The following is a 23,994-nucleotide window of genomic DNA, read 5'->3' on the forward strand; positions in this document are numbered from 1 at the left end:
GCGAAGCCCTAGGCGTGGGAGCGGTCGAGCACCTTGTCGGCCGGCCCGAAACGGTCCCTGGCCGTGAACTGCTGGTGCCAGTAGGGGTAAAGCACCGGCGGCCGGCTGACCGCATCAAGGCGCTGCCGCTCGTCTTCCGTGAGCGAAAGGCTTGCCGCGGCCAGATTGTCCTTGAGCTGCGTCTCGTTGCGGGCGCCGATCACCAGGGAGCTTACGGCCGGACGACCGAGCAGCCAGGCCAGCGCCAGCTGCGCCCCTGAGATGCCACGCGCCCTGCCGATCTCGTTGAGCACGTCGACGATGCGCCACAGGCGGTCCCCGTCGCGGATCGGCGGTTCCTTCCAGCCGCCGAGCTGGCGCGCGGTCGGGCTGTCGCGATGATATTTGCCGGAGAGCAGGCCGCCCGCCAGCGGACTCCAGACCAGCACGCCGACGCCCTGGTCGACCGAGATCGGCAGCAATTCATACTCGGCCTCGCGCGCTTCCAGCGTGTAATGGATCTGCTGGGTGACGAAACGGGCCTGATGTCGGCTGTCGCTGACGGCAAGAGCCTTCATCACCTGCCAGCCCGACCAGTTGGAGCAGCCGATATAGCGGATCTTGCCCTGGTTGACCAAAGTGTCGAGCGCCGCGATCGTCTCCTCGACCGGCGTGAGCCCGTCCCACTGATGGACAAAATAGACGTCGATGACATCGGTCTTGAGCCGCTTCAGGCTCTTTTCGCACTCGCGGATCAGATGGTGCCGCGACAGGCCCTCGTCGTTGGGGCCGCTGCCGATGCGCATGCGCGCCTTGGACGCGATCAGCACATCGTTCTTGCGCTTGCCGCCGAGCGCCTCGCCGATGATCTCCTCCGACAGCCCGTTGGAATAGACGTTTGCCGTGTCGATGAGGTTGATGCCGGCATCGATGCAGGTATCGATGATGCGTTTGGCCTCCGCAAGATCGGAATTGCCGACGGCGGCGAACGGGCCCGTGCCCCCGAAGGTCATGGTGCCAAGCGTCAGCGTCGAAACCTTGAGGCCGGAACGGCCAAGGGTGCGGTATTCCATGTCTGATCCTCGCAATTTTGTTTGAAGAGGCGCCGCGGGGGCATCGCAAAGAGGCGAGAGGATTTGTAGGACAAATCGAGCGGTTTGTCGCCCCGCTATCGATACGGGCCGATCACATATCTTCTATCGATGCCCGGCTGAGGTCGCCTTGCAATAAAACCGTCATTGCGCCTCTGTATCTCAGTCGGCTTACGGAGTGGCGTGCCCGGCCGGAGCCGCGGCGCATTCCGAAGCGATGATGGGCCGACAGGCGACGGAGCTGCGCGATGAACGAACTCAAACCGAATTCCGGGGCGAAGGACTGGCTGGAAGCCGAGCTCGAGGACACGCTCGACGAGGACTACGAGCTGGAGATTTCCGAACCGGCGCTCTCGCTCGAGATCGCCAAGATCTACAAGAAGTCGCATCCGCCTTCCATCGAGCGGATGACCTACTTTCGCGAGCTGCTGAGGCTCCAGTCCGAACTGATCAAGCTGCAGTCCTGGGTCGCCTACCACAAGAAGAAGCTGGTGGTGATCTTCGAGGGCCGCGACTCCGCCGGCAAGGGCGGCGTCATCAAGCGCATCACGCAGCGCCTCAACCCACGCATCGCCCGCGTGGTGGCGTTGCCGGCGCCGACCGAACGCGAAAAGTCGCAATGGTACTTCCAGCGCTACGTGCCGCATCTCCCCGCCGGCGGCGAGATCGTGCTGTTCGACCGATCCTGGTACAATCGCTCCGGCGTCGAGCGGGTCATGGGTTTCGCCGACCAAAATCAGGTCGAGGAGTTCTTCCACGACGTGCCGGAATTCGAACGCATGCTGGTCCGGTCCGGCATCACTCTGGTCAAATACTGGTTCTCGATCACCGACGAGGAACAGCAGATGCGCTTTTTGATGCGCATCCACGATCCGATGAAGCAGTGGAAGCTGTCGCCGATGGACCTGCAGTCGCGGGTGCGCTGGGAGCAATACACCAAGGCCAAGGAAGAGACTTTTGCCCGCACCAACATCAAGGAGGCGCCCTGGTTCATCGTCGAGGGCAACGACAAAAAGCGCGCGCGGCTGAACTGCATCGACCATCTGTTGCAGCAGATGCCGTATGAAGAGGTGCCGCACGAGGAGATCACGCTGCCGGAGCGTGTCTTCAACCCGGACTACGAGCGCCAGGTGCTGCCGCGCGAGCTCTACGTGCCGCAGAAGTATTGAGGCGCTTTCCTTCTCCCCGTTCCACGGGGAGAAGGTGCCCGAAGGGCGGATGAGGGGCAGCGCCGACGCAGGCGATTGAGCGCCAATCCGCGGCGCAGGCCCAAACGCCCATAGGCAGCTTGTCGCCAATCTCCGACCGGCAGCGCTGCCCCTCATTGCCCTGCCGGGCATTTCTCCCCGTATAGTGACGGGGAGAAAGAGCTGTAATCACGCCCGTCCAATCATCACATGCGTCGCATCGGCTGTCGCCACCTGTCCGGTGCAGCGGTAGGCCAGCTTCAGCATGTCGAGCCCGGCGAACAGATGCTCGCCCGACCCGAGCAGGAGCGGCGAGACAGCCAGATGCATCTCGTCGATCAAGCTCTCCTGCAGATACTGCCGGACGGTCGAGACGCCGCCGCCGACGCGCACATCCCTGCCGTCGGCGGCCGCCTTCGCCTGGTCGAGCGCCGAATGGATGCCGTCGGTGACGAAATAGAAAGTCGTCCCGCCTTCCATCTCGATCGGCGCGCGCTTGTGATGCGTCAAAATAAAGGTCGGCACGTGATAGGGCGGGTTGGGACCCCACCAGCCCTTCCAGTTGTCGTCCGGCCACGGGCCGCGGCTCGGCGCGAACATGTTGCGACCGAGGATCCAGGCGCCGACATTCTCGAAGCTGCGCACGGCAAAGTCGTCATCGGTATCCGTTGTCCCACCTTCCTTGCCGATCATTTGGTGGAACGAGCGGGTCTTGATCATCCATTTGTGCAGATTTTCGCCACCCACGCCGAGCGGGTTGGCGAGGCTCTGGTCGGGGCCGGCGCCGTAACCGTCCAGCGACAAGGTGAAAGCGTTGACGCGCAGCTTGGACATCATTGGCCTCCTGACCCAGTTGTGATTTGCAAGCGGTCAACTGATAGCTTGACCGATTGCGAATTGCAAGCGGATGGGCAGCGGCATCGCGCTCGGCGGCACGATTCCCGGCTTGTGGATTTGACTAAAGAGGAAGCGGGCGGCCACGGCGCCGGTTCGCGCGTCCGCGCGTGTCCCGCTATTCCATCGCCAGGATGAGGTTGCGCACCACGGGATAGATTTCGCGTTCCCAGCGCTTGCCGTTGAAGACGCCGTAGTGGCCGACATTGGCCTGCAGGTGATGCCGCTTCAGATGTGGGCGCAGCGAGCGGCACAGATCATGCGCCGCCGAGGTCTGGCCCAGCGCGCATATGTCGTCGCGTCCGCCCTCGACGGTGAGCAGCGCCGTGTTGCGGATCGCGCCGGGATCGACCTTGCTGCCGCGGAAGGTGAACGCGCCTGTGGCAAGCTCCGCCTTCTGGAACACCCGGTCGATGGTCTCGAGATAGAATTCCTCGGTGAGGTCGAGCACCGCGAAATACTCGTCGTAGAAAGTCTTGATCTTATCGGCTTCGGCGGTCTCGCCGGCCGCCAGATGCTCCTGGAGCTTGCGATGAGCCGTGACGTGGCGGTCGCTGTTCATGGCCATGAAGGCGGCGAGCTGCAGGAAGCCCGGATACACCCGCCGCCCGCCGCCAGGGTGACGGAAGGGCACATGAGAGATGACGTAGCTCTGGAACCAGGCCAGCGACTTGCTGACGGCGAATTCGTTGACCTCGGTCGGGCTTTCGCGCGGGTCGATCGGCCCGGCCATCAGCGTCATCGAGCGCGGCGTCGCCGGATGCCTGTCCTCGGACATGATGGCGACGGCGGCGAGCGCCTGGACGCAGGGCTGGCAGACCGCCAGGATATGCGCCCCCGGGCCGATCGCCTCCAGAAAACGGATGAGGTAGTCGACATAGTCGTCCACGCCGAAGCTGCCGGCCGAAAGCGGCACGTCGCGGGCATTGGCCCAGTCGGTGACATAGACCTCGTGGTCGGCGAGCAGCGTCTCCACCGTGCCGCGCAGCAGCGTCGAGAAATGTCCCGACAAGGGCGCGACCACCATGACCTTCGGCTGGCGGGCGTCGATGTCCTTGGCAAAACGCAGCAGCTTGCCGAAGGGCAGGGCGAGCACCGTTTCGACGGCGACCGGCACCTCGCGGTTACCGACCCTGACAGTCGCGATGCCGAAATCCGGGCGCGTATGGGTGAGCCTGAAACGGGCGATCATCTCCAACCCGGCCGCGATGCGCCGTTTGGCGGCGTCGCCGAGCGCCATCCCGCCCGTCGCCGAGCCCATCAGCTCGGCAAGCATGCGCGCCGGAGCTATGAGGTCGTCCTGGAGCTGGTAGGCCTGGTAAAGCATTGCGCCTCGTTCCGCTGACAGCCCATCGTGCAGCGCAAAAAAGCTAGTGCAATTTATTTTGCATTGCGAGAGGATTGTTGCCGGCGAAAGGCTTGGAGGTTTTACGACATGGCCAAGGCGGGGAAGGCGAAGGCGGCGAAGCCGGAAAGCGCGACGAAGGCGACGTTGACGATCTCGTCGAAGAACTACTCGTCCTGGTCTCTGCGCGGCTGGCTGCTGTGCCGCATGGCCGGTCTGGAGTTCGAGGAGAAGCGCGTCGACATCGATGATCCGGAGCAGCGGCAGGAATTGCTGCTCCTGTCGCCATCGGTGTTGGTGCCGCGGCTGACGCATGACGGCGTTACCGTATGGGATACGCTGGCCATCGCCGAATACCTTGCGGAGACGATGCCGCGCGCCGGCCTGCTGCCAGCCGAGCGCGTGGCGCGCGCCCATTGCCGCGCGGTGTCGGGCGAAATGCATTCGGGTTTCCACAATCTGCGCTCGGCACTGCCGATGAACCTCAAGGCGAGGCACAAGAGCTTCAAGATCTTTTCCGGCGCGCGGCCCGATGTGGAGCGGATCAAGGCGATCTGGTCGGAATGCCTGGCGACCTATGGTGGACCGTGGCTGTTCGGGGCATGGCCCACCATGGCCGACGCCATGTATGCTCCGGTCAGCACCCGCTTCCGCACCTACGCGGTTGACCTCGAAGCGCCGCTCGCCGCGTTCTGCGAGACGGTTTTCGCCTGGCCGCTGATGCGGGAATGGACCGAAGGCGCGCTCGCCGAGCCGGAGGAGATCGTCGAGCTAGAGGTGGAATTCTGACGGCAGGTCAGCGCCGCTGCTTGCCGGTTCCGCGGCTTACCCCTTCAGCATCTCCGCCACGGTTGGCGCGAAATAGGTCAGCACGCCGTCGCAGCCGGCGCGCTTCAGCGAAAGCAGCGATTCCAGCATCGCCTTCTCGCCGTCGATCCAGCCATTGGCGGCGGCCGCCTTGATCATCGAATATTCGCCGGACACCTGATAGGCGAAGGTCGGCATCCGCAGCTCGTCCTTCAGCCGGCGGATGATGTCGAGATAGGGCAAGCCGGGTTTCACTATCAGCATGTCGGCGCCTTCGGCGAGGTCCTGCTCGGCTTCGCGAACCGCCTCGTCGGAATTTGCGTGGTCGATGTAATAGGTCTTCTTGTCGCCCTTGAGCAGGCCGGCGGTGCCGACCGCCTCGCGATAGGGGCCGTAGAAGGCCGAAGCGAACTTCGTCGCATAGGACATGATCGCCACGTCCTGGAAACCGTTGGCGTCGAGCGCGTCGCGGATGGCGCCGATGCGGCCGTCCATCATGTCGGACGGCGCGATGATGTCGGCGCCGGCGGCGGCCTGGATGACGGCCGCGGCCGCGACCTGCTCCACCGTTTCGTCATTGACGATGATGCCGTCGCGCAGGATGCCGTCATGGCCGTGGCTGGTGAAGGGGTCGAGCGCGGCGTCGGTGATGATGCCGATCTCCGGCACCGCGTCCTTGATGGCGCGGGTCGTGCGGTTAATGATATTGTCCGGGTCGAGGATGTGCGATCCCGTCTGGTCGCGCAGCGCAAGCTCGATATTGGGGAAGGTGGCGATCGCCGGAATGCCGAGCTTGGCCGCGCGCTCCGCTTCCTTCACCGCGAGGTCGATGGAGAGGCGATAGACGTCCGGCATGGCGGCGATCGGCTCGCGTATGTTCTTGCCGTCGACGACGAAGATCGGCCAGATCAGGTCGTTGACCGAAAGCTGGTTCTCCTGCACCAGCCGGCGCGACCAGTCGGCCTTGCGCATGCGCCTGAGCCGCCGGCTGCCGGTGATCTCGTCGACGCTGCGCGCACCGGCAGGCTTTGCGGGGGTGAATTTGTTCATGGCCGAAACTCTCTTTTGCGCCGGCTTTTACCACGCGTCTTAGCCGCTGACCAATGCGACACGATAGTGCCAGCGGCAGAGCCGCGAGTTCCTCGCAACCCGCCAAAGGCGGGGAGAGGTGTCCGCGAAGCGGACGGAGAGGGGGCCTTCGTAGGGCGGAAGGTCTTCCAATACGAGGGCCTTTGCCGACGGAGCCGGCGTTCCCCTCTCCGTCTCGGCTTCGCCGAGCCACCTCTCCCCACTTTCGTGGGGCGAGGAAACGCCGTCACGGCTGCCCGTGCCCTGACAAAATCTGCGCCGCGCCCCTCATCGCCACTCGAAACGCCTCGTCGAAGCTGACGCCGCGCACCTGCCAGCGAAAGGTCTTGCCGCGATCGGCAAGCCGCCAGTCGGCGATCCAGCCGAGTTCCTTGTCGCTCCACACGATGCTGCCGGCGAGCGCCCGAGCCGCTCCTGCTTTCTTCGCCAATCTGTCGAGCCTTGCGATGTCCGCCTCCGAAAGCGCCTTCTCATCGAGGCCACCAAGCTGCCCGGCCTTTGGAAAGGTGACGCGCATCAGCAGCGGACCGGCCGCATTGGCGAAGGATTCGCGCATCGCGTTGCCGCGCTGATCCTCTTGCGTCAGCACGAATTGCCGCGCGCCCTGCTCGGCGGTCATGAAGACGGCGATCGGCGGCCGCTCGCCGGGCCAGGGCCTGCTGCCGAGCTGCGCGAGCAGCCTGTCGACGACGGCCGGCTTGTAGAGGCAGGTCAGGTCGTGCGGCCGGTCATGCGTGCCTTGCTCGTCATGGATCGGGATGCCCTCGAGCCGGTCATGGTAGCGGAAGGACTGGACGAAATCGGCAGCCTTCTCGCGCAGCGCCAGCATCTCCGTCTTCTGCGTCAGCCGCGGATCGCCGGAGACCTTGACCAGCACCTTGTCGAGACAATCCTTGAAGCCGATCTGCCGGTTCACGTCTCCGGTGCCGGTGACGATCGTTTGCGCCTGGTAAAGCTCGGCGGGCGTCGCGGCGATGACGGGGCGACAGACGAAACAGATGGCGATCATGCCGATCACCATGGCCGCGAGGCGAGAAAATCCGGGCATGGCTTGCCGTCCGGTTCAAGATGCCCATTTTCTAGCACCGGGCGCGCGCGGTGGCCAAGGCGGATTGCCGGCTAACCGAAGGAGCAGGGCATGGCCTTCATCTGGTTCATCTATGCCGCCTGGCTCATGCTGATCATCTTCCTGACCGTTCAGGCAATTGGCGTGAAGCGGGACACCGAACCGCATCTTTTGCAGAGCTTCGGCTTGATATTTGCCATCATCGCCGCCTTCCTGCTGCCGCGGCTGCCGATTTTCGACTTAGTCAATTTCGCACCCGTCAGCACGGTCCTGGGCGGCATCGGCGCCGCGATCACCGTCGCGGGCATGGCGCTGCTGGTCTGGGCGCGGCAGGCTCTCGGCCGCAACTGGAGTCAAACCGTTTCGGCCAAGCAGGAGCATGAGCTGGTAAGGTCCGGTCCATACAGTCGCCTGCGTCATCCCATGTACACCGGCGGCCTGCTCGCCTGTATCGGCTCGGCGATCGCGGCCGGCGGCCCCTTCGTCTTTCTGTTGATCCTGCTTGGGACGATTTTCATCTGGAGGGTGGGTGCCGAGGATCGGCTTTTGGCGCGGCAATTCCCCGACGAGTTCCCAGATTATGCGCGCCGCACGAACGCGCTTATCCCGTTCGTCTGGTAGTCTGCCCGCCGCAAGAGGCGCGGCCTGTCCTCGGTACTCGACAATTGACGTTGGCCCGGTCGCCGCTTAGCACTTCACCTCCCGCAGGCGCGGGGGAGGATTCTCTGACGATGGATTTTGGCGGAGGCGACGAGATCCGCTTCGAGCGGCTGGGCAGGGCGGGCGTGGTCACATTGACCCGGCCGAAGGCGCTCAACGCAGTCACGCACAACATGGTCAAGGCGCTCGGCAAGGCGCTCGACGCCTGGGAACAGGATCCGGGCATCGGGGTCGTCGTGGTCAAGGCCGAGGGCAGGGCGTTTTCCGCCGGCGGCGATATCCTGCACATCTACGAGGCCGGCCGCGCCGGCAGGCCGCCTGTCGACTTCTTCGCCGACGAGTACCGGTTGAACGCCCGCATCGCGCGCTTCAAGAAACCCTATGTCGCGCTGATCGACGGCATCGTCATGGGCGGCGGCGTCGGCATCTCTTTCCATGGCTCGCATCGCGTGCTGACCGAGAATGCGCAGTTCGCCATGCCCGAGGTCGGCATCGGCTTCTTCCCCGATGTTGGCGGCAGCCATTTGCTGCCGGATCTCGGCGGTTCGTTCGGCATGTATCTCGGGTTGACCGGAAACCGCATCCGCTATGGCGACGCGCTATGGTCCGGGCTCGCCACCCACACCATCAAGGCCGAGGACCAGGCGGGCCTGCTCGACGAGCTGGCGGCGAGCGGCGACGCCAATGCGGAGCTGCGCGATTTCTTCGTGCCGGCCAGACGCGAGACCGAGCGGCAGGACCTGGAGGCGATCGCGCGCCACTTTTCGCAATCTTCGCTCGCCGGCATCATCGACAGTCTGGAGCGGGCAGGGGCCGACGATGCTTTTGCCGCAAAGACGCTGGCGACGCTGAAGACCCGCTCGCCGACCAGCCTCAACATCGCCTGGCGCCAGATCAGCGCTGGATCGACGCTGTCGATGGACGAATGCATGAAGATGGAGTTCCGCATCCTGAACCGCATGTTGGCCGGCCATGATTTCTACGAAGGCATCCGCGCCGCCATCATCGACAAGGGCTCGACGCCCGCCTGGCGGCCGGCGAGCCTGGATGAGGTCAGCGCCGCCGATATCGACGCCTATTTCGCGCCACTCGGAGACCAGGAGCTCGTGCTGTGAGCGAGGTCACCTCCAGGCGCGTGGTGCTGCAGCCCTCGACCACCGAGGTCATCTTCGCCTGGTTCCAGCGTGTGATCGCCGGCTACTGCCTCTTGTTCGGCATCCTCTACTGGATCCGCCTGATCGGCATTTATCCAGGCGAATTGTGGCGCTTCGACCTGATGCCGGTGCACTGGCAGGTGGCGGCGGCCACGCTTGCCGTCTTTTTCCCTTTCGCCGCGGCAGGTCTTTGGATGCTGGCGTCCTGGGGGCCGGTGATCTGGTTCATCTGTGCGGTGACCGAGACGGTGATGTATGCCGGCTTCCCGAACCTCTTCGGCCACCGGATGCTGATCGTGATCTCGCATGCCTGCGTGGCCTTGCTCTACATCGTCTTCCGCGTCACCATCTGGCTGCAGAAGCGCCAACTCCGGCAATAGGCCGACGCGGCATCGTGCCCTATCTGTCCAGGGCCGATTTTGCGGCCTCGTTCCGCCCAAAAACCATTGGCTAAATCTTTAGGTTAATTGTTCTTGCTCGGGTGACCGATCGTTAAGCGTCTTCCGAAACCTCTTACCGGTAAGCTCTTGTTAGCCCTGGCGTTTAAGTCGAATTTTATGAGTATTCGATAGTGTCGCGATCAAGGTGAAAAACAAAAAATCACCAAGGCGACAAACGAGAGGCAAAGACAATGATCAATTCGCGTCCGGCGGCGAAGACCGCAAACGTATCCGACGATCGCCGCGAGGCTATCCGCTCGCTGTACATGGAATCGCTGCAGCTGGTGGAGCGTCTGCACCGCCGTCTGCTTGACGTGATCAAGGACGAGTTCGACCGCAACGGCCGTTCCGATATCAACGCCATCCAGGCGCTGCTGCTCTTCAACATCGGCAATTCGGAGCTGACCGCCGGCGAGCTGCGTTCGCGCGGCTACTATCTCGGCTCGAACGTCTCCTACAATCTGAAGAAGCTGGTCGACCTCGGCTTCATCAACCACCAGCGCTCGCGCATCGACCGCCGTTCGGTCCGCGTCTCGCTGACGCCGAAGGGCAACGAGGTGGCCGACGTCGTCGCCGGCCTCTACGAGCGCCATGTCGGCTCGATCGAAGCGGTCGGCGGCATCAATACCGACGAGTTCAAGCAGATGAACCGCGCACTGCAGCGCCTCGACCGCTTCTGGAACGACACGATCGCTTACCGGATGTAAGCGCTACGAATTAGGACAGGGAAGCCGCGCCGAAGAAGCGCGGCCGGGGGAAGAATATGGGGCCGGTGCGCCGGTCCGAAGGCGCCAGCCACGGGAATTTGACCGTAGCTCCGCGCGAGTTGAAGCTCTGTGCCTGACGGGGAGGGGCGCAGACTTCGCGAGGGCGCGCTGGCGTCGCTGCGATGCAAAAAAGCATCGCCCCCATTTCTTTCACCTTCTCGCCATATGCAAATCGCGGGCCAAGGCCACGTTGCCGCCATAATCGCGGGCAATGCGAAATGTGGATGATGCTGCGGGCCTATGCCCCGCGCTCCTTGGAACCTGCGTGGCGGCAGCGCGTTTCTGGCGGCCGGTGAAGCGGGGTCATGGTTGGCGAATTGTTAAGTTTGCCGACCCTAGAGTGTGGACAAAGCCGCCCGGCAAGCGATTGAGCGAGAGCGATCAAACAAAGAATGTCTGCCATGAGAACCAGCCGCCGTTTCTTCCTTACCGGAGCCTCCGTGCTCGCCGCCGCCGTAGTCGCCGGCCAGGCCAGCGCGCAGGATGTGATCGGGGACATCCTGAAATCCTCGACGCGCGGCAACTGGGACGACCAGTTCGACGCCCGCGGCAACGACACCAACAAGGTCGCCTCGACGCTGCCGATCTTCAGCCAGCAGACGGTGGCCTTCACCGAGCAGGCTGTCGCGCAGTACCAGAACATCGTCGCCCAAGGCGGCTGGGAACAGGTTCCGGCGACCAAGAAACTGCAGCTCGGCGTCGACGATCCGGATGTCGTTCCACTGCGCAAGCGCCTGATGGTCTCGGGCGACCTGCCGCAGAGCGCCGGCATTTCGACGGCTTTCGATTCCTATGTCGACTCCGCGGTCAAGCGTTTCCAGCTTCGCCACGGGCTGCCGGCCGACGGCGCCATGGGCAAGTACACCTATACCGCTATGAATGTCTCGGCGCAGATCCGCCTCGGCCAGCTGCAGACCAACCTGCAGCGCCTGAAGGAGAAGGCCGGCACGCTCGGCGATCGCTACGTGCTGGTCGACATTCCGGGCGCGCAGATCGAAGCGGTCGAGAACGACCGCGTGGTGCTTCGCCACACGGCAATCGTCGGCAAGATCGATCGCCAGACGCCGATCGTGAACTCGAAGATCAACGAGATTATCGTCAATCCGTACTGGAACGCGCCGGTCTCGATCGTGCGCAAGGACATCATTCCGCTGATGCGGAAGGATCCGAACTACCTCAAGGACAGCCATATCCGCCTGTTCGCGCCGGACGGCAGCGAGGTCGATCCGATGACCATCGACTGGTCGACGGACGATGCCGAGAAATACCGCTTCCGCCAGGATCCGGGCAGCAACAACGCCATGGCCTCGGTCAAGATCAATTTCCCGAGCCCGGACGGCGTCTACATGCACGACACGCCGCAGCAGAGCCTGTTCGGCAAGCTGATGCGCTTCGATTCCTCCGGTTGCGTGCGCGTCCAGAATGTGCGCGACCTCGTCACCTGGATCCTGCGCGACACGCCCGGCTGGGACCGTCAGCATTTCGAGGCGGCAATCAAGACCGGCGAGAACACGCCGATCCAGGTCGTCAATCCGGTGCCGGTCCACTTCCTCTATCTGTCGGCATGGTCGACCGCGCCGGGCGTCGTGCAGTTCCGCGATGACATCTACGGCCTCGACGGCGCCCAGGAGCTGCAGATCAGCTCGGCTCAGTAAGCATCTGATCTTGAACAAAAAAGGCCGCTCTCGTAGCGGCCTTTTTGTTGGGAAATGCTGACTAAAGCGTTTCACCGTTTCACGGAAAACGGCGAAACGCTTTATCTCCTTGTTTGACGCAATTCCTGACGGAAAACCGCTGACACTTTTCCTGGAATTGCTTTAGATAAGCCGCTGGTTTACCAGCCGCGCCACCGCTTGCGCGCGGTTGACGGCGCCGAGCTTGCGTCTGGCATTGTCGACATGGAAACGCACCGTGGCCTCGGCGATGCCGAGGATCACCGAGATTTCCCAGTCGGTCTTGCCCTCGGCGACCAGCGCCAGGCTGTCGCGTTCGCGCCGCGTTAGCCTGACGACAGTGGTCGGCGGCGGCGAGGTCAGGCTCATCAGCCTTTCCGTCAGCGCAAGGCCCGCCATATGGACGGCGAAGCGCTCGTCCGGGCCAAAATCCCGCCTGCGAAAGCCCAGATGCAGCGAGGCGATCACGCCATCCGCCCCGTAGGAGGTGGCGCAGAGCGCGTCGTCGATGTTGGCTTCGCTCAGCGCTTCCCAATAGGCGCCGTATTGGGCATCGTCGTGCGGCGCGAAATCGCTGAACCGGTAGCTGGTGCGGTTCTCGCGGATCGCGCCGAGCAGCGGGTTGCACTCGAAGCAGATATAATCGAAGGCTGGGCTGCCGGGCCAATCGACTGGCGCCAGCCTGGTGATGAAGCCGCCGGCCGCCCAGTGGCTGGCCGACGTCAGGATCGCCGCCGGCCGCCGGTAGAGCCTTGTCTGCAGATAAGAGGCGCCGAAATCTTCCATTGCCGCGAAGAAGGCCACGCTGGCGTCTTCGGCTGTAGGCGCCGCATACGCCGCCGCCACATGCGTCATCAATCGTGACAGCATCGCTCGCCCCAGTTCTAATCCCACCCGCAACGCAGGATCGCACGGGCCGTTCCGTGCCGCAAGGGCAGGCGCGCTTCGCCTGTCAACCCGGCGCTTTCGAGGGGTTGATGGAGTTGGCCTCTCGCTTATCAGGAAAGGTGCGGCGCCAGCCACCCGCGCACTTCCGGCGAAAGAGTGCGGATCCGGCGTCCTCTTCTGCATTTGCCGCGCTGATTCCAGGGCCTTGGCGTGGCGGCCGGCCACCCGGCGCCCCTTAGCAGCCTTGTGCTGACGCCGGGTGCCGGCCGGTTTTTTCGAATTTGGCTGGCGCTCCGGATATCGCTCGCCGCCGGATGCGCCCCGACATTGGGGGACGCTCTCGACCAAACGCCGCGACCGCGGCGAAAGAGCAGGCGTGGGGCCGTCGGGGCGCATCTTCGGCTTACTCAAATCTTCTATGGCCGCTTCGAAATCCACATTGCCTCGCCGGTCGCAAAGCCGTTGCTGGACGGCGCGCATCCAATTGCCCATGGTCGGCAGAACCGCTGGAATCGCGCCATGGACGTCGCCGTCTTCATCCTCGTCGTGCTCGCCTTCGTGACCGTTTCGGGCGCGCTGGTTCGGCTGGTGCGCGTGCCGCTGCCGGTGCTGCAGATCGCGATCGGCGCCGCCCTTGCTTGGCCGGCGAGCGGCCTGCATGTCGAGATCGATCCGGAGCTTTTTCTGCTGGTGTTCATCCCGCCGCTTCTGTTCGGCGACGCCTTCTCAGCACCGAAGCGTGAGCTGATCGCCCTGCGCGGTCCGATCCTCGACCTTGCGATCGGGCTGGTCTTCTTCACCATCGTCGGTTTCGGTTACGCCTTGCACTGGCTGGTGCCGAGCATCCCGCTGGTTGTCGCCTTCGCGCTCGCCGCCGTGCTGTCGCCGACCGATGCTGTCGCGGTGTCCTCGATCGTCGACCGCAATCTCGTCCCGGCGCGGCTGATGCACATATTGGAAGGCGAGTCGCTGCTCAACGACGCCTCCGGCCTGGTGATGTTCCGGTTCACGGTGGCGGCGGCGCTGACCGGCAGCTTTTCGTTTGCCGCGGCATCGCTGAGTTTCCTCCTGGCTGTGGCGATCGGCATTCTCGCCGGCATCGCGGCGCTGTTTATTGCCGCGAAGTCGTTGCAGATCCTTAGCCGCATCACCAGCACGCCGGCCGAAGCGCAGGTGCTGGTCATGGTGCTGCTGCCCTTCGTCGCCTATCTGATCGCCGAGCATTTGGGCGCGTCAGGCATCCTGGCGGCGGTGACGGCCGGGCTTTTGACAGGATATTCCGGCATCGTCCGCCACATGGCAGTCTCGGCGCGCATCCAGACGATCTCGCTCTGGTCGATGCTGATCTTCATGTTCAACGGCTCGCTCTTCATCCTGCTTGGCCTGCAGCTGCCGGACATCATCAGCAAGGTGCCACCGGAACTGACCGCCCGGCACTGGCTGTTCGAGCCAGCATTGACCGTGCTGTTGCTCACGCTCTGCCTGATCGGCCTGCGCTTCGCCTGGATCTGGATCGGCGATATCGGCGCCGTGCTTGCCGCGCGGTTCGGCAAGCGCAAAGCCGAGCCCTTTGGTTTTCGCGTCAGGCTCGCCGGCTCGATCGCCGGCGTGCGCGGCGCCGTGACGCTTGCCGGCATCCTGTCGCTGCCGCTTACCTTGCAGGACGGCACGCCCTTTCCAGCGCGCGACCTCGCGATCTTCCTCGCCGCCGGCGTCATCATCTGCTCGCTGGCGATTGCCAGCCTTGCTTTGCCGGCGGTCGCGCGCGGCCTCGTCGAACCGGGCAAGCATCCGGGCGCGGCCGAAGAGCGCAGGGCCCGGGTCGGCGCCGCCAACGCGGCCATCGCCAGGATCGAAGGCCTGGCCAGCGACGGCAGTGAAGGAGAGGCGGCTGAGATGAAGCTCGCCATCGCCGAGAGCGTCGCGTCCATCTACCGGCGCCGCATCTCGCTCTCCTACGGCGCCGATGAAGCGCGCGCCGAGGCCCGCGAATCCGGGCTGATCGAGCTGGAGCTCAGGCTGGCGGGAATCGAGGCCGAGCGCGCCGAGCTGCAGGCGATGCTTCGCCGCGGCGACATCAACGACCATACGGCGCGCAAGCTGTTCACCGAGATCACCTTCTCCGAAGCGATCCTGAAGGGCCGTGAACCGCGGGATTAGAGCCGGGTGCACTGTCTTGGCGCAAACCGGCCAGCAAATTTCGCGCCGCAAACGTGGCGGCCCGAAAACAACTGTGTTAATGCGCGGCGACCTCGCAGACCTCCGGCCCCAAGGGAAAGCAAGCCATGTCAAATGCAGCGGCAGCCTCCAGCAAATTCGAATCCTTCTTCGAGACCACGCTTGCCGACGCCGATCCGGAAATCTTCGGCGCCATCCGCAACGAGCTCGGTCGCCAGCGCCATGAGATCGAGCTGATCGCGTCGGAAAACATCGTGTCGCGCGCCGTGCTCGAAGCGCAGGGCTCGATCATGACCAACAAATATGCCGAGGGCTATCCGGGCAAGCGCTACTATGGCGGCTGCCAGTTCGTCGACGTGGCCGAGGAACTGGCCATCGAGCGCGCGAAGAAGCTGTTCGGCTGCAACTTCGCCAACGTCCAGCCGAATTCGGGCAGCCAGATGAACCAGGCGGTGTTCCTGGCCCTGCTGCAGCCCGGCGACACCTTCATGGGCCTCGATCTGAATTCGGGCGGCCATCTCACCCACGGCTCGCCGGTCAATATGAGCGGCAAATGGTTCAAGGTCGTCTCCTATGGCGTGCGCAAGGACGATCATCTGCTCGACATGGACGCCATAGAAAAGACTGCGCATGAGACCAAGCCGAAGCTTATCCTGGCCGGCGGCACCGCCTATTCGCGCATCTGGGACTGGAAGCGTTTCCGCGAGATCGCCGATTCGATCGGCGCCTATCTGATGGTCGACATGGCGCATATCGCTGGCCTGGTCGCGGGCGGCATGCATCCGTCGCCGCTGCCCTATGCCCATGTCGTGACCACGACGACCCACAAATCGCTGCGCGGCCCGCGCGGCGGCATGATCCTCTGCAACGACGAGGACATCGCCAAGAAGATGAATTCGGCGGTGTTCCCGGGCCTGCAGGGCGGCCCGCTGATGCATGTCATTGCCGCCAAGGCGGTGGCGCTCGGCGAAGCGCTGAAGCCGAGCTTCAAGGCCTATGCCGAAAGCATCGTCGCCAACGCCAAGGCATTGGCGTCCAGCCTGCAGGAGACCGGCCTCGACATCGTCTCGGGCGGCACCGACAACCATCTGATGCTGGTCGACCTGCGTCCGAAGAACGCCACCGGCAAGCGCGCGGAGGCAGCGCTCGGCCGCGCCAATATCACCTGCAACAAGAACGGCATTCCGTTTGACCCGGAAAAGCCGTTCGTGACCTCGGGCGTGCGTCTCGGCACGCCGGCCGGCACCACGCGCGGCTTCGGCCAGGCCGAATTCCGCGAGATCGGCAAGCTGATCGCCGAGGTGCTGGACGGTCTGAAGGTGGCGAATTCCGACGAAGGCAATGCGGCGGTCGAGGCCGCGGTGAAGGCCAAGGTCACGGCGCTGACCGACCGCTTCCCGCTCTACCCCTATCTCGGTTGATCCTTCGGCTGTCAGCCCTCGGTTGACCGGGCGCCGCGCGTCATCTTTTATCCTCGCGCTTCGCGCCGCTCCTTGATCGGGCGGCGCAGCTTACTGGAGATTTGATGATGCGCGCTTTCCATCTTGCCGCCCTGGCCTTGTCCGGCTCGCTGACCGTTTTCGTCCTGTCCGGCGCGGTTGCGCAGGAGCAGACGCAGCCTGCCTCCGACATGCCGGTCACAAACACCTTCGGCAGGTGGACCACCATCATCGACACGCTCGACACAGGGCAGGATGCGCACAAGACCTGCGCCGCCTCGACGGCCTTCGTCGATGGCAACGGCAACGCCGGCTCCCTGACGCTGTCGATCTCGACCGGCGACGCGCTGCCGCCGGACGCCTATCCGGCCATCATGTTCATCATCGACAACAAGACGCTGCCGACCGGCGACAAGATCGCCGCGACTTTCGGCGATCCTGGCGTGAAGGTCACCGCGACCGTCAGCTCCAACGCGGCAGCGGGCGGTCGTCCCAGCTGGATGGTCGACAACCAGGCCAAGACCAGCCTCGCCCTGTTGCGCGCCATGCGCAAGGTTACCTCGCTCGATGTGACCTTCGGCAAACAGCAGGTCACCAGCATTCCGATGGACGGCTTCACCAAGGCCTATCGCAATCTCGGCACGTCCTGCGGGTTTTCGACCAAGGACGTCGCGCCCTGACGCTTGCCGGCGGGCAGGGGGCGCAGGCGCTGGCAATCTTGCTCATGCCTCGCTATCTCTGAGGCATAAAAGGCTCTAAGCCTTTCGCCCACAGAATCGCGAACCCAAGGCTCTCCATGCGCTGCCCTTATTGCCAGTCTGAAGATACGCAGGTGAAGGATTCGCGTCCCGCCGAGGACGGCGCGGCGATCCGCAGGCGGCGGGTGTGCCCGGATTGCGGCGGCCGCTTCACCACCTTCGAGCGCGTCCAGCTGCGCGACCTCGTCGTCATCAAGAAGTCCGGCCGCAAGGTGCCTTTCGACCGCGACAAGCTCTTGCGCTCCGTCGAGATCGCCGTGCGCAAGCGCAATGTCGACCCCGAGCGCATCGACCGCGCCGTCACCGGCATTGTGCGCCAACTCGAAAGCTCCGGCGAAACCGAGATCGCTTCAGGCGAGGTCGGCCGGCTGGTCATGGAGGCGCTGAAGTCGCTGGATGACGTCGCCTATGTCCGCTTCGCCTCGGTCTATCGCAATTTCCGCGAAGCCAAGGATTTCCACGAGTTGCTGGGCGAATTGAAGGGCGACGAGGAAAAGGCCGAAGAGGACGCCGACTGATCATGCCGGGATCTCGATTGAGCAAGGCCGAGCAGGCGGCCCTTGATCGCCGTTTCATGGCCGCGGCCATCAGGCTGTCGCGGCGCAATGCCGGCCGCACCTCGACCAACCCTTCCGTCGGCACCATCATCGTGCGCGACGACGGCGCCGGTCCGATGATCGTCGGCACTGGCGTCACGGCTGTCGGCGGGCGCCCGCATGCCGAGACCGAGGCGCTGGCCGAGGCCGGCGAGCTCGCGCGTGGCGCCACGGCTTACGTTACCCTGGAGCCCTGTGCCCATCACGGCCGCACGCCGCCTTGCGCCAACGCGCTGGTCAATGCCGGCGTAGCGCGCGTCGTCGGCGCCGCGAGCGATCCCGACCCGCGCGTCTCCGGCAAGGGCTACGCCATCCTGCGCGCCGCAGGTGTCGAGGTGGTGGAGAAGGTGCTGGCAGCCGAAGCCGCAGAGCAGATGGCCGGCTATCTCACTCGTTCTCTGAAGAAGCGCCCGGAAGTAACTCTGAAGCTTGCGCTTTCGAGCGACGGCAAGATCGGCCGCAAGGGTGCCGGCCAGGTCGCCATCACCGGCGAGATCGCGCGGCGCGACGTCTATATGATGCGCGCCGAGTCCGACGCCATCCTGGTCGGCATCGGCACCGCGCTTGAGGACGACCCAGCGCTGACCGTGCGCCTGCCGGGGCTGGAGAACCGCTCGCCGGCGCGCATTGTCCTCGATCGGCAGATCCGGCTGCCAGAGACATCCAAGCTGGTGTCCGGCGTCGACCGCGTCCCGCTCTATGTCGCCGCTTGCCTGGAAGCCGACCCGCATCGGCGGGCCGCGCTCGAACGCGCCGGCGTGCGCTTCATCGGCACCGAAACCCATGATGGCGTCGTCGCTTTGCCGGAATTGCTGGAAGACCTTGCCGCGCTCGGCATGGCAAGCGTTTTGGTCGAAGGCGGCGCCCAGGTGGCCAAGGCCTTCCTCGAGGAAGACCTTGTCGACCGTATCGTCCTGTTCCAGGGGCCGGACGCCATTGGCGAAGACGGTATTGCATCGCCGATCGACGCCGACCATATCCCGGCTGGATTTCGCAAACTGCGCGACATGCGCTTCGGCGAGGACAGCTACGCCGAGTGGGTAAGACCATGATCCCAAAAAGTGGGAACCGGTTTTTGGATCAGATCATGGTCAAAACGAAAGACAGCCTCTGATGTTTACTGGGATTGTCACTGATGTCGGTACAGTTGCGACGGTGAAGCCATTGGCTGAGGGCGTCGGCCTGCGCATAGACACCGCCTACGATCCCGAGACCATCGCTATCGGCGCTTCGATTTCCTGCGGCGGCGTCTGCTTGACTGTCACGGCTCTGCCCGAGCATGGCTCCAACGCGCGCTGGTTCGAGGTCGAGGCCTGGGAGGAAGCACTCAGGCTGACCACCGCCTCGAGCTGGAAATCAGGCACGCGGATCAATCTCGAACGGGCGCTGAAGATCGGCGACGAACTCGGCGGCCACATCGTCTCCGGCCATGTGGACGGCATGGCCGAGATCGTCGAGCGCAAGGAGGAAGGGGATGCCGTGCGCTTCACGCTGGAAGCGCCGCGTCATCTGGCGAAGTTCATCGCGCCGAAAGGTTCGATTGCGCTCGACGGCACATCGCTCACCGTCAACAAGGTGGAAGGCACCCGCTTCGACGTGCTTCTCATCCATCACTCGCTGAGCGTCACCACCTGGGGCGAGCGCCAGGCCGGCGACCGCCTCAACATCGAGATCGACACCATGGCCCGCTACGCCGCGCGCCTGGCGGAGGCCGCGAAAGAGGGGCTGTGATGACCAAAGACGAAATTGGCTCCGCTCGGCGAGAAAAGCTCCATGTCGAGGACGCGCCCGACCTCAATCTGTCGGTCAACGATCGCAAGGTATTCACTGAAGCGCGCTAACCAATCCGCGGCCGGTGAACGACCGTCTAAGGGACACGGTGCGTCGCTATCGCCAGGCTAGTGGCGTCTGACTGCAGCAATCTTCCGCTTGCGATCAACCCCGCTTCGGCCTAAGTCACCGGCAACCCCCGGAGACTTCTATGGCAGGCACATCCCAACACGGCAAAGCGTTCATTCGCCCGAAGGCGAAGGCGCATCTGCTTATTGTCGAAGCGCGCTTTCACGACGACCTCGCCGACGCTCTGCTCGAAGGCGCGACCGGCGCGCTCGACGAGGCTGGCGCCACCTATGACGTCGTCACGGTTCCCGGTTCGCTGGAGATACCGGCCGTGATCACCTTCGCGCTCGATGGCGCGGCCGAAGGCGGCACGCATTATGACGGCTTCGTCGCGCTTGGAACCATCGTCCGCGGCGATACCTATCATTTCGACATCGTCGCCAATGAATCGAGCCGTGCCCTGATGGACCTTTCGGTGCAGGAGGCGGTCGCGATCGGCAACGGCATCCTGACTACCGAGAACGACGCGCAGGCATGGACACGCGCGCGAAAGACGGAAGGCGACAAGGGCGGTTTTGCCGCGCGCGCGGCGCTGACCATGATCGCGCTCAAAGAGAAATTCGGAGCCCAATCGTGACCGAGCCTGCCCCGACCGGAGCGGTACGCCACGCCAACAAGCGCGGCGCCGCCCGTCTTGCCGCCGTTCAGGCGCTCTATCAGATGGATGTGGCCGGCAGCGGTGTCTTCGAGATAACGGCCGAATACGAAACCTTCCGCCTCGGCAAGGAAGTGGATGGCGCGCTCTACCGCGAAGCCGACGCGCAATGGTTCCGCGCCATCCTGACCGGCGTCGTCGAGAACCAGAAGACCATCGACCCGGTCATCCGCCAGGCGCTGACCGAGGACTGGCCACTCTCGCGGCTGGATTCGACGCTGCGCGCCATCCTGCGCGCCGGCGTCTATGAATTGATGAAGCGCGAGGACGTGCCGGTAGCCGTGATCGTGTCCGAATATGTCGACATCGCAAAAGCTTTTTACGAGGAAGACGAGCCGAAGCTGGTGAATGCCGTTCTCGATCGCGTCTCGCGCCGGGTTCGCGGCGAGGGGCGTGGCAAGGACGCTTCGTGACGACCGCAACGGCCGCGATAGGCCGGACCGGCAGGGAAGGGCGCCGCACAGCCGTCCTGCTAGCCGCCGCGCAGGCGATCGTTGGTTCGGCCGCTCCGATAGCCATTTCGCTCGGCGCGCTCGCCGGTCAATACCTGCTCGGCCCGGACAAGTCGCTGGCGACTGCCCCGGTCACCGGCTTCAATCTCGGCGTGGCGCTCGGAGCCTTGCCGGCCGCCGCCATCATCCGCAGCCTAGGCTATCGCGGCGGCTTCATGACCGGCACCGTGGTCACGGCGCTCGGCGGCCTGATCGCGACGCTTGCGCTCTTCCAAGGGAGCTTTTGGCTGTTCGCCTTCGGCCTCTGCGTCATCGGCGTCGGCGGCGCCTTCGTGCAGCAGTTCCGCTTCGCGGCCGCCGACAACGCGCCGCCTCAATTCAAGGCGCGCGCGATCTCCTTCGTTCTGGCGGGCGGCATCATCACCGCCGTCCTCGGACCGCAGATCGTCATTTACACCCGCGAACTGCTGGCTCCGGTCATGTTCGCGGGATCCTTCGCCTCGATCCTGCCGCTTGCGGCGGTTGGCGCGCTCGTCCTGTCGTTCCTGCGGGTTTCCTCCCGGACCGGAGCCGTCACCGAAACCGCTGCAAGCGATGCCCGGCCGCTGGCCGAAATCGTCACCCAGCCGCGGTTCGTCGCAGCACTTTTCTGCACCGTCGGCAGCTACGCGCTGATGAGCTTCGTCATGACCGGCGCGCCGCTCGCCATGGTCGGCTGCGGCCTGTCGGAAGACGACGCGACGCTCGGCATTTCCTGGCACGTCATGGCCATGTTCGGGCCCAGCTTCTTCACCGGCTCGCTGATCCATCGCTTCGGCGCCGAACGCATCCTGGCCACCGGCCTCGTGCTCCTGATCGGCTGCGCCACGGTGGCGCTTTCCGGGCTGCATCTGTGGCAATTCTGGACGGCGCTGATCCTGCTCGGGCTTGGCTGGAACTTCGGCTTCATCGGCGCCACGGCCATGGTGGCGGCCAGCTACCGCCCCTCCGAGAAGAGCAAGGTGCAGGGTTTCCACGACTTCGTCCTGTTCGGCTCCGTCGCGTTCTCCTCACTCATGTCAGGCGCGATCTACAATGCATGGGGCTGGACGATGCTCAACTGGGTCGTCTTCCCGGTCGTCGCGCTTTGCTTCGTCGCGCTCGGCACGTTGAAGATGGTAGGCCCGCGCGAACTCTGAAGAAGGTGCCGAAGGCCGCTCCGGCGAGAAGTTCGAAGCGACCGGCATCATGCATCCGGCGGGAGCACCTGCAAGACCCGCGCGATGAACATGTGGAACTCGTCCATGTAGTTGCGCAGGAATGTTTCCGTTGACTCCACAGTCACCTCGCCATCGTCGGTGATCAATCCCGGGGTAAACTGGATGTAGGCTTCGGGAGAGTTCATCTGGGGTGCGTTGCAGAAGCTGAGCACGCTGCGCAGGCTCTGCTGGGCGACGGCTGTCGCGATCGCGCCCGGCGACGTTCCGATGACGGCTGTCGGTTTGCGGGCGAAAGAGTTCTTGCCGTAGGGCCGGCTCGCCCAGTCGATTGCGTTCTTCAGGCCGCCGGGGATCGAGCGGTTGTATTCCGGCGTGACGAAAAGCACTGCCTGGACGGACGCGATGGCCTTCTTGAACTCCTGGGCGACCGGCGGAAAGTCGGCGTCATAGTCGTAACTGTAGAGCGGTAGGTCCTTGAAGGGGATTTCCGTCATCTCAAGCTCGGGCGGCGCCAATTTCACGAGGGCCTTCGCAAGCTTGCGGTTGATGGAGCCCTTGGCAAGGCTGCCGATGAGGTAGCCGACTTTATGCTTGGCCATGACACACTCCCTGTTTTTGGCCGCCGACCCGCCTTTCCCTAATATTCCCCAGAACAGGGCAGGCCGCCAGCCGACCTTAGGTCGGCATCGCCATGTCGGGGTGCGGCCATGGCCTTCGTCCGGCCGAACAAAATTATTGCGTGTATCTCCCTAGTTATGAAACCGTATGCCCCGACCGGCCGTTGAAGCTGTGCTCATATGCGACCACCGATTGATCGGCTCATACAAGGGATTTTCACAATGTTTTCAGTTAGAAAGCTCGCTTTCGCGGCGATGGCGCTTGGCATCGCGACGGCATCGGCAAATGCCCAGGTGGTGGTGTCTTCCAAGATCGATACCGAAGGCGGCGTGCTGGGCAACATCATCCAGCTCGTGCTCAACGCCAACAACATCAAGACCACCGACCGCATCCAGCTCGGCGCGACTCCCGTGGTGCGCAAGGCGATCACCGCCGGCGAGATCGACATCTATCCAGAATATACGGGCAATGCCGCCTTCTTCTTCCAGAAGGCCGATGATCCGGTCTGGAAGGACGCCGCCAAGGCCTACGAGACCGCCAAGAAGCTCGACTACGACGCCAACAAGATCGTCTGGCTGTCGCCGTCGCCGGCCAACAATACCTGGGCGATCGCGCTGCGCAAGGAAGTGGCTGACGAGAACAAGCTCGCCACCCTGACGGACTTCGGCAAGTATGTCGCCGGCGGCGGCAAGGTGGTGCTGGCGGCTTCCGCCGAATTCGTCAATTCGGCGGCGGCGCTTCCGGCCTTTCAGACGACCTATGGCTTTACCCTGAAGCCGGACCAGTTGATTACCCTCTCCGGCGGCGACACCGCGGCAACCATCGCTGCCGCCGCCAACCAGACCAACGGCGCCAACGCCGCCATGGTCTATGGCACCGATGGCGGGATCCAGCCCTCCGGCCTCGTCGTGCTCGAGGACGACAAGGGCGTGCAGCCAGTCTACCAGCCGGCGCCGATCATCCGCGAAGAAGTCCTGAAGCAGCATCCCGAAATCGAAGCGCTGCTGAAGCCGGTCTTCGCCAAGCTCGATCTCGTCACCCTGCAGGAGCTCAATGGCCGCGTGCAACTGGGTGGCGAGCCTGCCAAGGGCGTGGCGGAGGATTTCCTGAAGAAGAACGGCTTCCTGAAGTAAGGTGAGTTCGGCGCGCCGTGTTTACGG

General features: G+C 64.1%; 24 protein-coding genes. 17 read left to right on the top strand and 7 right to left on the bottom strand.

The window, feature by feature from the left end:
- Positions 1 to 8 precede the first annotated feature (8 nt).
- Entirely contained in the window at positions 9 to 1,052 is a 1,044-nt protein-coding gene (locus EN862_RS21045) for an aldo/keto reductase (protein WP_127867818.1), read from the bottom strand.
- Positions 1,053 to 1,318: 266 nt separating this feature from the next.
- On the opposite strand from EN862_RS21045, the gene ppk2 reads away from it, so the two are divergent.
- The gene (gene ppk2 / locus EN862_RS21050) at positions 1,319 to 2,239 is read left to right on the top strand and encodes a polyphosphate kinase 2 (protein WP_127867819.1); all 921 of its coding nucleotides are present in this window, start codon (positions 1,319 to 1,321) and stop codon (positions 2,237 to 2,239) included.
- Positions 2,240 to 2,446: 207 nt separating this feature from the next.
- On the opposite strand, the gene EN862_RS21055 is transcribed toward ppk2, so the two are convergent.
- A complete protein-coding gene (locus EN862_RS21055) occupies positions 2,447 to 3,091 on the bottom strand; it encodes a dihydrofolate reductase family protein (protein ID WP_127867820.1) in 645 nt (214 codons plus the stop codon).
- Positions 3,092 to 3,269: 178 nt separating this feature from the next.
- Positions 3,270 to 4,478 carry a polyhydroxyalkanoate depolymerase gene (phaZ, locus tag EN862_RS21060; protein ID WP_127867821.1) on the bottom strand — a complete coding sequence of 403 codons (1,209 nt, stop codon included), beginning with the start codon at positions 4,476 to 4,478 and terminating at the stop codon, positions 3,270 to 3,272.
- A 108-nt stretch (positions 4,479 to 4,586) separates the two neighbouring features.
- Here phaZ and EN862_RS21065 point away from each other — a divergent pair, with 108 nt between their 5' ends.
- Complete coding sequence (locus EN862_RS21065; protein ID WP_127867822.1) at positions 4,587 to 5,285, top strand: glutathione S-transferase; 699 nt, start codon at positions 4,587 to 4,589, stop codon at positions 5,283 to 5,285.
- Between the two features lie 36 nt (positions 5,286 to 5,321).
- Here EN862_RS21065 and hemB read toward each other — a convergent pair whose 3' ends face one another.
- Together hemB and EN862_RS21075 are read right to left on the bottom strand one after the other, a co-directional pair.
- Positions 5,322 to 6,353 carry a porphobilinogen synthase gene (gene hemB, locus EN862_RS21070; RefSeq protein WP_127867823.1) on the bottom strand — a complete coding sequence of 344 codons (1,032 nt, stop codon included), beginning with the start codon at positions 6,351 to 6,353 and terminating at the stop codon, positions 5,322 to 5,324.
- A gap of 265 nt (positions 6,354 to 6,618) precedes the next feature.
- A complete protein-coding gene (locus EN862_RS21075) occupies positions 6,619 to 7,440 on the bottom strand; it encodes a DUF2066 domain-containing protein (protein WP_127867824.1) in 822 nt (273 codons plus the stop codon).
- Between the two features lie 90 nt (positions 7,441 to 7,530).
- Here EN862_RS21075 and EN862_RS21080 point away from each other — a divergent pair, with 90 nt between their 5' ends.
- From EN862_RS21080 to EN862_RS21100, 5 genes are all read left to right on the top strand, one after another.
- On the top strand, positions 7,531 to 8,079 hold the full coding sequence (locus EN862_RS21080) for an isoprenylcysteine carboxylmethyltransferase family protein (RefSeq protein ID WP_127867825.1): 549 nt from the start codon (positions 7,531 to 7,533) through the stop codon (positions 8,077 to 8,079).
- A gap of 110 nt (positions 8,080 to 8,189) precedes the next feature.
- Positions 8,190 to 9,233 (top strand): enoyl-CoA hydratase/isomerase family protein, encoded by a 1,044-nt coding sequence (locus EN862_RS21085; protein WP_127867826.1) that lies wholly within the window; start codon positions 8,190 to 8,192, stop codon positions 9,231 to 9,233.
- Complete coding sequence (locus tag EN862_RS21090; RefSeq protein WP_127867827.1) at positions 9,230 to 9,652, top strand: DUF6163 family protein; 423 nt, start codon at positions 9,230 to 9,232, stop codon at positions 9,650 to 9,652. The genes EN862_RS21085 and EN862_RS21090 overlap by 4 nt, the downstream gene beginning before the upstream one ends.
- A 251-nt stretch (positions 9,653 to 9,903) precedes the next feature.
- Entirely contained in the window at positions 9,904 to 10,419 is a 516-nt protein-coding gene (locus tag EN862_RS21095; protein ID WP_040983294.1) for a MarR family winged helix-turn-helix transcriptional regulator, read from the top strand.
- 461 nt (positions 10,420 to 10,880) lie between these two features.
- On the top strand, positions 10,881 to 12,134 hold the full coding sequence (locus EN862_RS21100; RefSeq protein WP_127867828.1) for a L,D-transpeptidase family protein: 1,254 nt from the start codon (positions 10,881 to 10,883) through the stop codon (positions 12,132 to 12,134).
- A gap of 162 nt (positions 12,135 to 12,296) precedes the next feature.
- Here EN862_RS21100 and EN862_RS37420 read toward each other — a convergent pair whose 3' ends face one another.
- Positions 12,297 to 13,022: a LuxR C-terminal-related transcriptional regulator gene (locus EN862_RS37420; protein WP_281035858.1), complete on the bottom strand. Its 726-nt coding sequence runs from the start codon at positions 13,020 to 13,022 to the stop codon at positions 12,297 to 12,299.
- 537 nt (positions 13,023 to 13,559) lie between these two features.
- Here EN862_RS37420 and EN862_RS21110 point away from each other — a divergent pair.
- The 9 genes from EN862_RS21110 to EN862_RS21155 all read left to right on the top strand — a co-directional run bounded on the left by EN862_RS21110 (position 13,560) and on the right by EN862_RS21155 (position 22,195).
- Positions 13,560 to 15,200, top strand: a complete 1,641-nt coding sequence (locus EN862_RS21110; RefSeq protein WP_127867830.1) for a Na+/H+ antiporter — start codon at positions 13,560 to 13,562, stop codon at positions 15,198 to 15,200.
- 125 nt (positions 15,201 to 15,325) lie between these two features.
- Positions 15,326 to 16,639 (top strand): serine hydroxymethyltransferase, encoded by a 1,314-nt coding sequence (gene glyA / locus EN862_RS21115; protein ID WP_127867831.1) that lies wholly within the window; start codon positions 15,326 to 15,328, stop codon positions 16,637 to 16,639.
- 104 nt (positions 16,640 to 16,743) lie between these two features.
- Positions 16,744 to 17,337: a hypothetical protein gene (locus EN862_RS21120; RefSeq protein WP_245519660.1), complete on the top strand. Its 594-nt coding sequence runs from the start codon at positions 16,744 to 16,746 to the stop codon at positions 17,335 to 17,337.
- A 116-nt stretch (positions 17,338 to 17,453) separates the two neighbouring features.
- Positions 17,454 to 17,933, top strand: coding sequence for a transcriptional regulator NrdR (gene nrdR / locus EN862_RS21125; RefSeq protein WP_095818383.1), 480 nt, complete (start codon positions 17,454 to 17,456; stop codon positions 17,931 to 17,933).
- Between the two features lie 2 nt (positions 17,934 to 17,935).
- Positions 17,936 to 19,063 (top strand): bifunctional diaminohydroxyphosphoribosylaminopyrimidine deaminase/5-amino-6-(5-phosphoribosylamino)uracil reductase RibD, encoded by a 1,128-nt coding sequence (ribD, locus tag EN862_RS21130; RefSeq protein WP_189401271.1) that lies wholly within the window; start codon positions 17,936 to 17,938, stop codon positions 19,061 to 19,063.
- Between the two features lie 61 nt (positions 19,064 to 19,124).
- Complete coding sequence (locus tag EN862_RS21135) at positions 19,125 to 19,742, top strand: riboflavin synthase (RefSeq protein ID WP_127867833.1); 618 nt, start codon at positions 19,125 to 19,127, stop codon at positions 19,740 to 19,742.
- A 250-nt stretch (positions 19,743 to 19,992) separates the two neighbouring features.
- Positions 19,993 to 20,487 (top strand): 6,7-dimethyl-8-ribityllumazine synthase, encoded by a 495-nt coding sequence (gene ribH / locus EN862_RS21145; protein WP_127867834.1) that lies wholly within the window; start codon positions 19,993 to 19,995, stop codon positions 20,485 to 20,487.
- Positions 20,484 to 20,978, top strand: coding sequence for a transcription antitermination factor NusB (nusB, locus tag EN862_RS21150; protein WP_095818388.1), 495 nt, complete (start codon positions 20,484 to 20,486; stop codon positions 20,976 to 20,978). The genes ribH and nusB overlap by 4 nt, the downstream gene beginning before the upstream one ends.
- Positions 20,975 to 22,195 (top strand): MFS transporter, encoded by a 1,221-nt coding sequence (locus tag EN862_RS21155; protein ID WP_245519661.1) that lies wholly within the window; start codon positions 20,975 to 20,977, stop codon positions 22,193 to 22,195. Before nusB ends, EN862_RS21155 begins: the two co-directional genes overlap by 4 nt.
- A gap of 47 nt (positions 22,196 to 22,242) precedes the next feature.
- Here EN862_RS21155 and EN862_RS21160 read toward each other — a convergent pair whose 3' ends face one another.
- Positions 22,243 to 22,815 (bottom strand): NADPH-dependent FMN reductase, encoded by a 573-nt coding sequence (locus EN862_RS21160; protein WP_127867835.1) that lies wholly within the window; start codon positions 22,813 to 22,815, stop codon positions 22,243 to 22,245.
- Positions 22,816 to 23,055: 240 nt separating this feature from the next.
- Between EN862_RS21160 and EN862_RS21165 the strand changes: the two genes are divergently transcribed.
- Positions 23,056 to 23,967 carry an ABC transporter substrate-binding protein gene (locus tag EN862_RS21165; RefSeq protein ID WP_127867836.1) on the top strand — a complete coding sequence of 304 codons (912 nt, stop codon included), beginning with the start codon at positions 23,056 to 23,058 and terminating at the stop codon, positions 23,965 to 23,967.
- The last annotated feature ends 27 nt before the right edge of the window (positions 23,968 to 23,994 follow it).

This window comes from Mesorhizobium sp. M2E.F.Ca.ET.219.01.1.1, assembly GCF_004016445.2.
In the GTDB taxonomy this organism is placed as follows: domain Bacteria; phylum Pseudomonadota; class Alphaproteobacteria; order Rhizobiales; family Rhizobiaceae; genus Mesorhizobium.